Here is a 13,194-nt window from a genome sequence, read left to right as displayed (position 1 = left end):
CATGTCCGCAGCCGCACCGCGCTTTCATCGCCTGACCGTCAACGACCTCCGCCGCGAGGCGGCCGACGCCGTGTCGATGACCTTTGCGGTCCCCGGCGAACTCGCGGGCGATTACGCTTTCGCGCCCGGCCAGTACCTTACGCTCCGCACCATGCTGGATGGCGAGGAAGTCCGGCGCTCCTATTCGATCTGCTCGGGTCCTGACGATGGCGAGATCCGCATTGCCGTGAAGAAGATTGACGGCGGAGCATTTTCGAGCTGGGCGGCGGATGAACTCAAATGCGGCGACGAACTCGACGTCATGACGCCGACCGGACGCTTCGGCGTGATCCCGCCGGCGGATAGTGGACGCATCCATGTCGGCTTTGCCGCAGGCTCCGGCATCACGCCGATCCTGTCGATCGTCAAGGGCGTGCTCGCGCGGGAGCCGGGCAGCCGCTTCTTCCTGTTCTACGGCAATCGTGCGACCGACAACATCATGTTCCTGGAGGCGCTCGAGGAGCTCAAGGATCGCTTCATCGATCGCCTCTCGATCTTCCACGTCATCTCCGGCGAGGAGCAGGACATCCCGATCCTGCATGGCCGGCTGGACGGCGACAAGGTGCGGGTGCTGCTGCGCTCCCTGGTACCTGCCGCGAGTGTCGATCATGTCTTCATCTGTGGCCCCCTTGGCATGAGCGAGGAGATCGAGGCGACCTGCCGCGATCTCGGTATCGCGGACGAGCGCATCCACGTAGAGCGCTTCGTCTCCGAATTCGGCGGCAAGCCGCGACCGAAGAAGATCGTTGCGCCCGACGCGCCGCCGAAGGCGATCGCCTCCCTGATCATCGACGGCAAGCGTCGCGACGTGCCGGTTGCCGAGGACGAAGCGATCCTCGATGCCGCGCTGCGCGCCGGCGTCGATCTGCCCTTCGCCTGCAAGGGCGGCATGTGCTCGACCTGCCGCGCCAAGCTGGTCGAGGGCGAGGCGCCGATGGACATCAACTATTCGCTGGAGCCCTGGGAGTTGAAGGCCGGCTTCGTCCTGACCTGCCAGGCGAAGCCATCGTCGGAGCGGGTCGTGGTCGATTACGATCACGTTTGACAGTTATGGCCGGGCAGCAGAGCATTGTGGCCAAACATTTGGCCGGGAGAAGCGCGTGAACGTCAAAGCCAACCTGTCGCCCGAGGATATTGCCCGCGCCTGTGCCGACGCCATGTGGGCGGAGGACGATGCCTCCAAGGGTCTCGGCATGGAGATCGTCGAGATCGGTCCGGGCTTCGCGACGCTGGCGATGAATGTGCGGCCGGACATGGTCAACGGCCAGCGCATCGCCCATGGCGGCTTCATCTTCACGCTGGCCGATTCCGCCTTCGCCTTTGCCTGCAATTCGCACAATGAACGTGTCGTGGCGGCACAGGGCCAGATCACCTTCATCAAGCCGGGCAGGCTTGGTGACCGCCTCGTTGCAAAAGCGCGCGAGGTCAGCCGTGGCGGACGCTCAGGCATCTACGACGTGCGCGTGACAGCGGGCGACACCGTCATCGCGGAATTCCGGGGGCATTCGCGCGTCATTCCCGGCACGTGGCTGCCGACGCAAGAACAGTAAGAGTCCAATAAAAAGAACCAACCAATGTAGGGAAACGAGGATGGCTCTGACGAGGCTCAAGGAAGGTGGCAGCGCCTATCGTGCCGAGATGGACGCGCATGAGCGCGCGTCACGTGACGAGATCATGGCGCTGCAAACGCAGCGGCTGGCCTGGTCGCTGAAGCACGCCTACGACAACGTCGCACATTACCGCCAGGCCTTCGAGAAGGCCGGCGTGCATCCGTCCGACTTTCGCGAACTCTCCGATCTCGCGAAATTCCCGTTCACGGTGAAGACGGATCTGCGCGACAATTATCCCTTCAACATGTTCGCCGTGCCGCGTGAAAAGCTGGTGCGCGTGCATGCGTCCTCCGGCACCACAGGCAAGCCGATCGTGGTGGGCTATACGCAACGCGACATCGACACCTGGTCGGAGGTCATGGCGCGCTCGATTCGCGCCGCCGGCGGCCGCACCGGCATGATCATTCACAACGCCTATGGCTACGGCCTGTTTACCGGCGGATTGGGCGTGCACTATGGCGCCGAGAAACTTGGTTGCACCGTGGTGCCGATCTCCGGCGGCATGACCGAGCGGCAGGTGCAGCTCATCAACGACTTCCGGCCTGACATCATCACGGTGACGCCGAGCTACATGCTGGCGATCCTCGACGAGTTCAAGCGTCAGAAGCTCGACCCGCGCCAATGCTCGCTCAAGGTCGGCATCTTCGGCGCCGAGCCCTGGACCAATGCGATGCGCGGCGAGATCGAGGACGCCTTCGACATGGACGCGACCGACATCTATGGCCTCTCGGAGGTGATCGGCCCCGGCGTCGCGCAGGAATGCATCGAGACCAAGGACGGCCTGCACATTTGGGAGGACCATTTTTATCCCGAGGTGATCGACCCGGAGACTGGCGCGGTGCTGCCGGACGGCGCGAAGGGTGAACTGGTCTTCACCTCGCTCACCAAGGAAGCCTTCCCGGTGATCCGTTATCGTACCCGTGACCTGACGCGGCTGCTGCCGGGCACGGCGCGGCCGGGCATGCGGCGCATGGAGAAGGTGACGGGCCGTTCGGACGACATGATCATCCTGCGCGGCGTCAATCTGTTCCCGACCCAGATCGAGGAGGTATTGCTCGCGACTGATTGGTGCGGCGGGCATTTCATTCTTGAACTCACCCGCGAAGGCCGCATGGACGAGCTGACCATCATTGCCGAGGCGCGGCCGGAAAGCTGGGACGGAAGGGGTCTCGTCGATCACGCCGACCGCATCTCGACCCACATCAAGAACACCATCGGCATCAGTTCCCAGGTGCGCGTGGTCGCGCCGGCCACGCTGGAGCGCTCGCTGGGCAAGGCCAAGCGCCTCTACGACAAGCGGCCGAAGGATTGACTTGGCCGGTCCCAAAGGCGACAAGGCCCGCGAGAAATCGTGGGTCTTTCGATGTCATCCGCCGATCGCAAAACCGTCGAAGCGCGCTGCGTCCGCTTCAATGCCAAGGCCGATAATGCTGCGGCGATCGCGCCGCTGATCGAGCGTCATATGCTCACGCGCGGTCCGAAAGATCTCCTGATCGAGATAAGGGCCGCCGCCGTCAACCCCTCCGATGTGAAGGCTGCGACCGGGCTGATGCCCTATGCGGTCTTCCCCCGCACGCCCGGCCGCGATTATGCCGGTGTGGTGATCGACGGGCCGGCCGATACGATCGGCCGCGAGGTGTTCGGCTCCTCCGGCGATCTCGGCATCCGCCGCGACGGCACCCACGCCAGCCATCTCGTCGTCGAAGCGGACGCCGTGGTGGAGAAGCCGAAGACGGTGTCCTGGGAGGAGGCTGCCGGCATCGGTGTGCCCTTCGTCACCGCGATGGAAGGCTTTCGCCGCGCCGGCGTTCCAAAGCCCGGCGAAACCGTGCTGGTGTTCGGCGTCAACGGCAAGGTCGGTCAGGCCGCGGTCCAGATCGCGACCTGGCAGGGCGCGCGCGTCATCGGCGTAGTGCGCAAGGCGGAAGCCTATGAGGGCCATGCCAACGCACCGATCGAGGTGATTGACTCCTCGGCGACCGATGTCGCCACGCGTGTGCGCGAAGTGACCGGCGGCAAGGGGGCCGACATCGTCTTCAACACGGTCGGCGATCCCTATTTCCAGGCCGCGCACAAGTCGCTCGGATTGCGCGGCCGCCAGATCCTGATCGCCGCGATCGACCGCATCGTGCAGTTCAACATTCTCGAATTCTACCGCGGGCAACACACCTATGTCGGCATCGACACGCTCGGGCTGTCCTCGGCCGCAACCGGCGCGGTGCTGCGCGACCTCGGCCCCGGCTTTGCGAGCGGGCACCTGAAGCCGTTCCCGATCAAGCCGAATGCCGTCTATCCGCTGGAGCGCGCCAAGGAGGCCTATGTCGCGGTCGCCGGTTCGTCGCGGGATCGCGTGATCCTGAAGCCTTAACACACCGTCATTGCGAGCGCAGCGAAGCAATCCAGAAATGTATCCGCGGAGACAGTCTGGATTGCTTCGTCGCTTCGCTCCTCGCAATGACGGAGAATGGCGAGAGACCTGAGAACCAAAAATGGATTCCACCCAACTCGTCATCCTCGCCGGCCTCGTCATCGGGCTCATCTATGGCGCCGTCGGGCTCCTCAGCGGGTTCTGCCTGATGAGCAGCATACGCGGTTGGCTGGCCGAGGGAGACGGGCGGCTGGTGCGGACCTTTGCGATGGCGATTGCTGTTGCGGTTGCTGCGAGCCAGTTCCTTGCCGGTAGCGGCATGGTCGATCTCGGCAAGTCGATCTATCTGCAACAATCCTTCTCGGTGCCGGTGCTGTTCCTCGGCGGCCTGTTGTTCGGCTACGGCATGGTGCTGTCGAACGGCTGTGGCTCGCGGGCGCTGGTGATGCTCGGCCGCGGCAATCTCCGCTCCTTCGTCGTCGTGATCGTGCTCGCCATCGCCGCGCAGATGACACTCAAGGGCCTGATCGCGCCGGCCCGCATAGCCCTGGTCCAGGCCTCGCAAACGACCGTCAACGCCAATTCGCTGCCGTCACTGTTGGCGACGCTCGGTCCCGGTGAAGCGGTCTCGCGCGCGCTGGGCGCTGCCCTAATCGTCGTTGCGCTGATCCTGTTTGCGTTCGCACACCCGGCATTCCGGCGTTCGCCCGGCCAGATTGCGGCCGGCGTCGTCGTCGGCCTTCTGGTCGCCTGCGGCTGGTTCGTCACCGGCTATCTCGGCGCCGACGATTTCAATCCCGTCCCGGTGACCTCACTCACCTTCATCGCGCCGATCGCAGATAGCCTGCAATACGCCATGCTCTCGACCGGCCTGACGCTCAACTTCGGCATCGCCACCGTGGCCGGTGTTCTCGCCGGCAGCCTTGTCACCGCGCTCGCTGCGGGCCGCTTTCACCTCGAAGGTTATTCCTCGCCGCGCCACATGCTGCGCTCGGCCGGCGGCGCGGCGCTGATGGGGATCGGCGGTGTGATGGCGTTCGGCTGCTCGATCGGGCAGGGGCTCACGGGCGTGTCGACGCTCGCTCTGGGCTCCTTCGTTGCGGTCGCCGGCATGCTGCTCGGCACGACGGCCGGCCTGCGCGGTGCACTGCGGGTTCAGCCGCTCGCGGTGGCCTGACCGCGCAGCAGCTGGTCGCCCAGCGTCGCAAGACCGATGCCGGTGACGATCAGTCCGGCCGCGACAGCAAGGCTCATGTCGATCGGCTCACCCAGCAGGATCGCCGCGCTGGCGATGCCAACGAGCGGGGTCCCGGTGGTGCCGAGCGACGTTGTCAGGGCCGAGATGCTCTTGTTGACCATTGACATCGCCCAATAGGCCAGCGCCGTTCCGATCAGCCCCGAATACAGGAACAGCAGCACGAGCTTCCACGACCATTCCGCGTGCGGCAGGCCATCCGTGACCACCGCCGATCCGGTCAACACAACGGTTGCCACGAGCACCTGCCAGATCAGGAGCTGGAGCGGCGATGCAATCCAGCGATGCGCGCTCATATAGATGATGTTCGCGGCCCAGGACATCGCGGCCAGGATGACCATGCCGGCCCCCAGCAGGACGTTGGTATTGGTCCAATCGATCGACGTGGGGTTCAGGATCACGGCAAGGCCGATCAGCCCGAGCAAGGCGCCGGCGAGCTTGGGCGCCGTCAGCGTATCCTTCCCCAGTAAGGGCGCGGCGATCGCGACCCAGAGCGGCGTGGTGTAGCCGAGCACGATGGCCTTGCTCGCGGGCAGGAAGCGCACACCGGCCGCAACCAGAACCGAGAACACCGTCATGTGCAGCAGCGCGACGCTCAGGATCACGGGAATGTCGCGCCGCTCCGGGATCACCAGATTGTTGCTCAGCCCGAGGATCACGAACAATCCGGCCAGCGCGATCCAGCTCCTGATTGCCGAAGTCCATAGTGGCGGAAGGAACTGGACGAGTTGCTTCGTCACCGACCAGTTCACGCCCCAGGCCAGCACAACGATGAGGAACAGGCCGACGGCCGCGCGGGAGGAGAGGGAGTTCATCGCAAAATCCTTGAAGCAGTCCAGTCCGGCGCATAGCATCCGGATTGGCACCTGAAAAAGTGCCAGATTGGAAAGGAACAAGGTGCCAGTTTCGGAAGGTGTGATCTCCGCCCTGATCGAGTTGAAGCGGACCGACGACGAGGGGTTGACGGCGCAACTGACGAGCCAGCTGCGAGACCTGATCGCGACCGGTCGACTCGGCAAAGGCCGTGCGCTGCCGTCGAGCCGCCGGCTTGCGGGCGATCTCGGCGTCTCGCGCAACACCGTCACTTATGCTTTCGAGCAGCTCGCCGCCGAGGGATATCTGGAGGCGTCGCACGGTCGTCGTCCCATGGTCACGGTCGACGGCGGCCGTAACGAAGGGACGGGCGCCGTCGCACCGAGCGTCCGCTCTGGTAAGCCGCGGCTCTCGCCCTGGGCGTCGAAGCTCAAGCAGACCGACTGGCCGATGTCCTATCAGGCGCCGCTAAAACCCCTGCGTCCGGGGCATGGAGATGCGCGGGAGTTTCCGCACGAAGTGTGGGCCCGCTGCCTGCGCCGCAGCGCGGTGCGCGCAGCCAAGCGCGAGCTTGGACCGGTCAACCGGACGCGTCTGCGCCAGGCGCTGGCGCATTATCTGGCCGCCAGCAGGGGCGTCCGCGCCACCGCAGACCAGATCAGCACGGCGGTGCGGACGATGGCGTCGTGCTTCTAGAGCATGATCCGGAAAAGTGTGAAGCGGTTTTCCGAAAAGATCATGCTTAAACAATAACGCGCTAGTCCACGGCCTTCGTCACGATGCGTATCTCCGAGGTCAGCGTCCGGTGCACCGGACACTTGTCGGCGATCTCCATCAGCTTCCTGCGCTGCTCCGCATCGAGCGCGCCGTCGATCGCGATGTCGCGCTCGATCTGGTCGAGCATGCCATCGCGCGTCTCGCACTCCGCGCAGTCCTTGGCGTAGATCTTGGAGTGCTTCAGCGTGACCGTGACGCGATCGAGCGGCAGCGATTTGCGATCGGCATAGAGGCGCATGGTCATGGAGGTGCAGGCACCAAGGCCGGCCAGCAGGAAGTCATAGGGGCCGGGGCCGGCATCCTCGCCGCCGGCCGCAATCGGCTCGTCCGCCACTAGATGATGCGGCCCGACCGTAATGGTCTGGTTGAATTTGCTCTTACGGGTCTCCTGCACCACGACCCTGCGCGGCTCCTCAGCGACATCCGTGGCCTTCGCAGGCTCTGCGATGTCGATGTAGCGGCTGGCCCAGGCCGCGATCACGTCGGCCGCGTAGAGCGCGTCGGCCGGCTTGGTCAGGAGATGATCGGCGTGGTCGAGCGAGACGAAGCTCTTGGGATGCCTGGCCGCAACGAAGATCTTCGTCGCATTGTCGATCCCGACGGTATCGTCGACAGGTGATTGCATCACCAGCAGGGCCTTGTGCAGGCCGGTGATGTCCTTCATCAGTTCGTGCTCGGCGATATCGTCGAGGAATTCGCGCTTGATGCGGAACGGGCGCCCCGCAAGCGAGACCTCGACCTCACCCTGCGCGCGGATGCTGTCGAGTTGCTCGCTGAACAGACCGGTGACGTGAGCGGGATCGGACGGCGCCGCGATGGTCACGACAGCCTTGGCTTCCGGAATCCTTCCGGCGGCGGCGAGGATCGCGGCACCGCCGAGGCTGTGGCCGATCAGGATCGACGGCGCCGTGCGGACCTTGCGCAGATGATCGGCCGCGCGCACGAGATCGGCGACGTTGGAGGAGAACGTCGAATTGGCAAAATCGCCCTCACTGGAGCCGAGTCCGGTGAAGTCGAAGCGCAGCACCGCGATGCCTTTGGCTGCAAGCGCGACCGAGATGCGTTTTGCTGCCAGCGTGTCCTTGCCACAGGTGAAGCAGTGCGCGAACAGCGCGTAGGCTGCGGGCTCGCTATCGGGCAGCTCCAGCGCGGCGGCTAGTTGATGGCCACCTTCGCCGGTGAATTGAAAGCGTTCGGTCGGCATGGGCTTCCCCCGTCCTTGCTTGAACCTAATCGGCTGAATAACGCTGCTCGGCCCAGGGATCGCCGCGGCTATGATAGCCGCGGACTTCCCAGAAGCCCGGCGCGTCCTTGGTCAGGAATTCGATGGCCTGAAGCCATTTGGCGCTCTTCCAGAAATACAGATGCGGCACGACGAGCCGTACCGGGCCGCCGTGCTCTTCGGTCAGCGGCTGACCCGACCAGCTGTGGGCGAGCAGCGCGTCCTCGGCGGCAAAGTCTTCCAGCGTGAGGTTGGTGGTGTAGCCGTCATGGGAATGCAGGACCACGAAGCGGGCGTCCTCGCGCGGCTGGCAAGCCGCAAGCAGCTCGCGCGTGGCGAGGCCTTCCCACTCATTGTCGTAGCGCGACCAGGTGGTCACGCAGTGAATGTCGGAGGTGATCTGCGCCTGCTTCTGCGCCGCGAATTCGGCAAAGGTCCAGAACACAGGGGTCTCGATCGCACCGTAAACGTCGAGCCGCCAGCGCTCACGCGAAACCGGCGGCACGACTCCGAGATCGAGCACCGGCCAGTCCTTGGTGAGATGCTGGCCCGGCGGCAGCCGCTGATCCTCCGGTCGCGTAACGCGGCCGGTGAGGAAGCGGCCTTCGCGCGCCCATTTCTCCTTGGTGCGCGTCAGCTTGCTGTCGGGCGGCTCGTTGTCGTCGGCCATGAGCTACTCGTGGCGATGCATCGCGGAGGCGTGCTTGGTGTCACGCATGGTGGAATAGATGATCAGCGACAGGCAGATGACGCCGGCGAGATAGTAGTAGAACCACTCCTCGTGCCCGATGCTCTTGAAATAGAGCGCTATCGCCGGCGCCGTGCCGCCGAAGATCGAGACCGTGATGGCGTAGGGCAGGCCGACGCCGAGGGCGCGGACATTGGTCGGGAACAGCTCGGCCTTCACTACGGCGTTGATCGAGGTGTAACCGGCGACGAACAGCCAGGCGCAGCAGATCAGGATGAAGGCCATGAAAGGCGACTTGGTCTCCTTCAGCGTCATCAGCAGCGGCACGGTCGCGAGCGTACCGGCGACACCGAAGAAGATCAGCAACGGCTTGCGCCCGATCTTGTCGGAGATCGCGCCGTAGATGGGCTGGAGGATGGTTGCGAAGATCAGCGTGCCGAAGATCACGAAAGTGGTCTGGTCCTCGGTCAGCCCGACCGAGAGCTTGACGAAGGTCTGCATGTAGGTGGTGAAGGTGTAGAACGCCGCGGTGCCGCCGGCCGTGAGGCCGACCACCAGTAGCAATTCGCGCGGGTAGCGTAGCAGATTGGCCAGCGAGCCGGTCGGCTTCACCATCTTCTTGGCCTCCTCGAAGGCCTCGGTCTCCTGCAGATTGCGCCGCATCACCGCGGCAAAGATCGCCAGCGCCGCGCCGATCGCAAACGGGATGCGCCAGCCCCAGGCCTTCAGCTCCTCCGGCGTGAGGAAGACCTTTTGCAGGAGCAGCAGCACGATGATCGCGGTGAGCTGGCCGCCGATGAGGGTGACGTATTGAAAGCTCGAATAGAAACCGCGATGCTTGGGATCGGCGACCTCGCTCAGGTAAGTGGCGCTGGCACCATATTCGCCGCCGAGGCTCAGGCCCTCGATCACGCGGGCGAGTGCCAGGATCACAGGTGCGGCGAAGCCGATCGTGGCATAGGTCGGCGTCAGCGCGATGATCAGCGAGCCGAAGCACATGAAGACGACCGACAGCGTCAGCGAGATCCGGCGCCCGAAATGGTCGGCGATATAGCCGAACAACCAGCCGCCCAGCGGGCGCATCAGGAAGGTCGCCGCGAACACCACGGCGACGTTCAATTGCTGGACGACGGGGTCACTGCCAGGGAAGAAGGCCGGAGCGAAATAGAGCGCGAACGCCGTATAGGCGTAGAAATCGTACCATTCGACGAGGTTGCCGATCGAGCCGATGAGGATCATCTTGATCCGCCGTTCGGCGTCGGCGATGTCGATGTGGTCAGAGGCCGGTAGGGTTGCTTGCTCTGTCACGTCCGGCCTCTCTCCTTTGGTCTTGGAAAGGCCTACATCGCCTTTCCGAGCAGAAATGGCAACTGGCGGGGGCCTCTCACCGTGCCCTGTGACCAGGTCACCGTGCCTGCCGGATCGAGAGCGAAGTCGGGGATCCGCTTCAGCCATTCCTCCAGCGCAATCTGCATCTCCATGCGTGCAAGGTTGGAACCGACGCAGCGGTGGACGCCGAGGCCGAAGGCGGCATGGCGGTTCTCGCGGCGGTCGATCACGACTTTGTCAGCGTCCGGAAACATCTTGGGGTCGCGGTTGGCGGCCGGGAACGACAGCAGCACCATGTTGCCCGCCTTGACCGGGCAGCCCGAGATCGTGGTCTCCTTGACCACCTCGCGGGCCATGGTCACCGGCGAATAAGCCCGCAGCAGCTCCTCCACGGCGGTCGGGATCAGCCCGGGCTCGGCGATCAGCCGTTCGCGGTCGGCCGGCGTACGGGCGAGATGCCAGAGCGAGGAGCCGATCGCACTCCAGGTGGTGTCGATGCCGGCGATCAGGAGCAGCCGCAGCGAACCCAGCACATGGGACTCTTCCAGCGGCTGGCCTTCCTTGTCCTTGGCATTCATCAGATAGGAAATCAGATCGCCGGTCGGCTTCGATCTGCGCTCCTCGATATGGGTCCTGAAATAGTCGCTCATCTCGTGCACGGCCTGGAGCAGCATATTCTCGTCCTTGATGCCGAGCTCCAGGATCATATGGATCCAGTTGATGAAGAGATCGCTGTCAGACTCGGGAATGCCGAGCATGTGGGCGATCGCGCGCACAGGGATGTATTTGCTGTAGCGCGCCGCGGCATCCACCTGGCCGTCGGCGATGAAGCCGTCGATCAGCTCGTTGCAGATCGCGCGCATGCGGGGCTCGAGCTTCTTCATCGCATCCGGCGTGAACGGCGGCAGCAGCAATTGCTTGGCCGGCTTGTGCACGGGCGGATCGGAGGTGATCGGCGGCGCCGCGTTCCTGGAAATCTCCGGCCGGACGTCACGGACGATGATGCGGCGCGAGGAGAAATGCTCGGTGTCGTTGGCGATCTCGCGCACGGCCTCGTAGGTCGTCGGCATGTAGCAGCCGAGAAAACGGTCGGTGTGCACGACCGGGCTCGCGGCACGCAGCTCCTCCCAGATCGGGAAGGGATCGTCCGTCCATTGCGGATCGGTGTGGTCGAAATCATGGACCCAGTCGGTCACGGGGGGATGGGCGGCGGGCTGGCTGACGTCGGACATACGGGAAATCCCTTTGGGGCTCGTGTTCGCTGAAAGCACGCAAGCGGGCAGGAGCCGCGCTACTCCTCGATCACATCGATCGCAATTTCCGGGCAGTTGGATTTGGCGAGCCAGGCCTTGTCTTCGAGGCCGGGCGGCACGGTGCCGTCCCCGGCCTCATGGGCGTTGCCGTATTCGTCGAGCTCGAACAGCTCCGGTGCAAGCGCCTTGCAGCGTGCGTGGCCCTGGCATTTGTCGGGATCGACGTGAACCCTCAGTCGCTCTGTCATGGCGGCTTCCTCGGTCGTGTGCGCGGGACCCGAAGGCCGCGCGTTCCTCATGTGAGTTTTATCGGCGGCATTTGCCGCCGCTTTAAGTTATATCCTATTACATTCGCGGCGGGCTTCCCCTGTCAAGCGCAAACTTATAGGCTTGACGTAACATGCGTTCACAACTCGTCCGTAAGCCGGAGAATACCTACCACCATGGCGATCTCCGTGACGCCTTGATCAAGGCCGCGCTGCGCGAGGCGGAGCAGGGCGGCGCCGAGGCGATCAGCATCAAGGCGCTTGCCAAACAGCTCGGCGTCTCGCAGCCGGCGCCGTATCGGCATTTTGCCGACCGTGATGCGCTGCTAACGGCGGTGACGGCGGAGGCGTTCCGGCAGCTCAGTGCACTTCTGCGCGAGGCGATGGCGAAGCCGTCGAAGCAATCGAAACTGTCGCGGCTGGCGCAGGCGATGCTCGATTTCGGTCTGCGCCGCAACGGCATCTATCGCCTGATGTTCGCCTCCCGCACCGTGTCATGCGCGGCAAAGGGCAGCGAGCTGCACGATGCCACGCGCGAGACGTTCGCGCTGGTGATCGAAGCCCTCGAGGCGCCGGCGGTCGGCTTTTTGCGCGAGCGGCAAGCGCTCAAGATCTGGGCGGCGTTGCATGGCGTGGTGATGCTGGCCGAACAGGGCCTCTTCACCGGCGAGGCCGCGCATGCCACGCGCGAGGAACTGGTCGAGGACTTTGTGAACGAAACGAAGGCCGCGCTCGCTGCTGCGATCAAGGATGCGCGACGTCGGAAAAAGTCCGGCGCCTAGGCCTTCGCTTTCAGCAGCCTCATCAGCTTGTCGACCGCGCTGTCCGGGGTCGTCACGACCGGGCGGCCGGTGGCTTCGGCGACCAGCGGCGCGGTTGCGGCGATGCTGAATTGCGCGAGCGCAATGACGTCACAATCGCGCAAGTCCTTTGAAGCCTCGACGATCACCCTGTCGTGCATGGCACGATCGCCGCGATCGAGCGCCGCCAGCGCGCCCTCGGCGAGTTTCGGCACGACCTGGGCCGAGGCCGGAAACTCCGGTGGCATCGAGGCCAGTGTCGGCGGGAAGGTCGAGAGCAGGCCAATCCGCTTGCCCATGTTCACGGCCTGCTCGATCATCGCCTCGTTCGGCTTCAGCACGGGCATCGTCGCATGTGCGCGCGCGACGGCCTCGATGCAGGGGCCGAAGGCCGAGCAGGTGAACAGGATTCCGTTCGCTCCAGTGGCTACCGCATAGTCGCCGAGCGCGAGGAAGCGCTCGGTCATGGCATCGTTGAGCACGCCGTCGCAGGCCAGATCCGCCGACAGGCTGTCGTCGAGCAGGTTCATCAGCCGCGCCTCCGGCCACGCCTTCGCGAACGCGGCCTCGATCGGGGCGATGGAATGCTTGAGGGCGTGGATCAGGGCGATGCGCATCGGTGTCTCTTCTCCCTCGCCCCGTTCTTACGGGGAGAGGGTCGGGGTGAGGGGCTCTATCCGTACCAAAGGTGAAAGCGGGATTCGAGGAGACTCCCCCTAACCCGGATCGCAATCCGACCTCTCCCCGCATCCGCCTTCGCTAAAGCTTCGGCGG

13 protein-coding genes and 1 pseudogene are annotated in these 13,194 nt (G+C 64.6%); 7 read left to right on the top strand and 7 right to left on the bottom strand.

Features of this window, described 5'->3' with window-relative positions:
- Window position 1 precedes the first annotated feature (1 nt).
- From paaE to OWC48_RS38920, 5 genes are all read left to right on the top strand, one after another.
- On the top strand, window positions 2-1,084 hold the full coding sequence (gene paaE / locus OWC48_RS38940; RefSeq protein ID WP_282524748.1) for a 1,2-phenylacetyl-CoA epoxidase subunit PaaE: 1,083 nt from the start codon (window positions 2-4) through the stop codon (window positions 1,082-1,084).
- Between the two features lie 55 nt (window positions 1,085-1,139).
- A complete protein-coding gene (gene paaI / locus OWC48_RS38935) occupies window positions 1,140-1,589 on the top strand; it encodes a hydroxyphenylacetyl-CoA thioesterase PaaI (RefSeq protein ID WP_282524747.1) in 450 nt (149 codons plus the stop codon).
- A 40-nt stretch (window positions 1,590-1,629) separates the two neighbouring features.
- Window positions 1,630-2,961 (top strand): phenylacetate--CoA ligase PaaK, encoded by a 1,332-nt coding sequence (paaK, locus tag OWC48_RS38930; protein ID WP_282524746.1) that lies wholly within the window; start codon window positions 1,630-1,632, stop codon window positions 2,959-2,961.
- A gap of 51 nt (window positions 2,962-3,012) precedes the next feature.
- Window positions 3,013-4,017, top strand: coding sequence for a zinc-binding alcohol dehydrogenase family protein (locus OWC48_RS38925; RefSeq protein WP_282524745.1), 1,005 nt, complete (start codon window positions 3,013-3,015; stop codon window positions 4,015-4,017).
- Between the two features lie 121 nt (window positions 4,018-4,138).
- Window positions 4,139-5,194 carry a YeeE/YedE family protein gene (locus OWC48_RS38920; protein WP_282524744.1) on the top strand — a complete coding sequence of 352 codons (1,056 nt, stop codon included), beginning with the start codon at window positions 4,139-4,141 and terminating at the stop codon, window positions 5,192-5,194.
- Here OWC48_RS38920 and OWC48_RS38915 read toward each other — a convergent pair.
- Entirely contained in the window at window positions 5,173-6,087 is a 915-nt protein-coding gene (locus tag OWC48_RS38915; RefSeq protein ID WP_282524743.1) for a DMT family transporter, read from the bottom strand. The two genes, OWC48_RS38920 and OWC48_RS38915, sit on opposite strands and share 22 nt — an antisense overlap.
- A gap of 100 nt (window positions 6,088-6,187) precedes the next feature.
- On the opposite strand from OWC48_RS38915, the pseudogene OWC48_RS38910 reads away from it, so the two are divergent.
- Window positions 6,188-6,745: pseudogene (locus OWC48_RS38910) on the top strand (GntR family transcriptional regulator); the annotation flags it as partial.
- A 97-nt stretch (window positions 6,746-6,842) separates the two neighbouring features.
- Here the strand turns inward: OWC48_RS38910 and OWC48_RS38905 are convergent.
- From OWC48_RS38905 to OWC48_RS38885, 5 genes are read right to left on the bottom strand one after another with little or no spacing between them, the layout of a single operon-like run.
- On the bottom strand, window positions 6,843-8,066 hold the full coding sequence (locus OWC48_RS38905) for a bifunctional alpha/beta hydrolase/OsmC family protein (protein ID WP_282524741.1): 1,224 nt from the start codon (window positions 8,064-8,066) through the stop codon (window positions 6,843-6,845).
- 25 nt (window positions 8,067-8,091) lie between these two features.
- On the bottom strand, window positions 8,092-8,754 hold the full coding sequence (locus OWC48_RS38900) for a sulfite oxidase-like oxidoreductase (protein WP_282524740.1): 663 nt from the start codon (window positions 8,752-8,754) through the stop codon (window positions 8,092-8,094).
- 3 nt (window positions 8,755-8,757) lie between these two features.
- Complete coding sequence (locus tag OWC48_RS38895) at window positions 8,758-10,080, bottom strand: MFS transporter (protein WP_282524739.1); 1,323 nt, start codon at window positions 10,078-10,080, stop codon at window positions 8,758-8,760.
- A gap of 32 nt (window positions 10,081-10,112) precedes the next feature.
- A complete protein-coding gene (locus OWC48_RS38890) occupies window positions 10,113-11,333 on the bottom strand; it encodes a cytochrome P450 (protein ID WP_282524738.1) in 1,221 nt (406 codons plus the stop codon).
- Between the two features lie 59 nt (window positions 11,334-11,392).
- Complete coding sequence (locus OWC48_RS38885) at window positions 11,393-11,602, bottom strand: ferredoxin (RefSeq protein ID WP_007607931.1); 210 nt, start codon at window positions 11,600-11,602, stop codon at window positions 11,393-11,395.
- Window positions 11,603-11,754: 152 nt separating this feature from the next.
- Between OWC48_RS38885 and OWC48_RS38880 the strand changes: the two genes are divergently transcribed.
- Complete coding sequence (locus OWC48_RS38880) at window positions 11,755-12,402, top strand: TetR/AcrR family transcriptional regulator (RefSeq protein ID WP_282524737.1); 648 nt, start codon at window positions 11,755-11,757, stop codon at window positions 12,400-12,402.
- On the opposite strand, the gene OWC48_RS38875 is transcribed toward OWC48_RS38880, so the two are convergent.
- Entirely contained in the window at window positions 12,399-13,037 is a 639-nt protein-coding gene (locus OWC48_RS38875) for an aspartate/glutamate racemase family protein (RefSeq protein ID WP_282524736.1), read from the bottom strand. The genes OWC48_RS38880 and OWC48_RS38875 overlap by 4 nt on opposite strands.
- Between the last annotated feature and the right edge of the window lie 157 nt (window positions 13,038-13,194).

Source organism: Bradyrhizobium sp. Arg816 (genome assembly GCF_029989365.1).
Lineage (GTDB): Bacteria > Pseudomonadota > Alphaproteobacteria > Rhizobiales > Xanthobacteraceae > Bradyrhizobium.
Note: the sequence above shows the minus strand (reverse complement) of the source record. Positions and strands in the feature narration are given on the sequence as shown.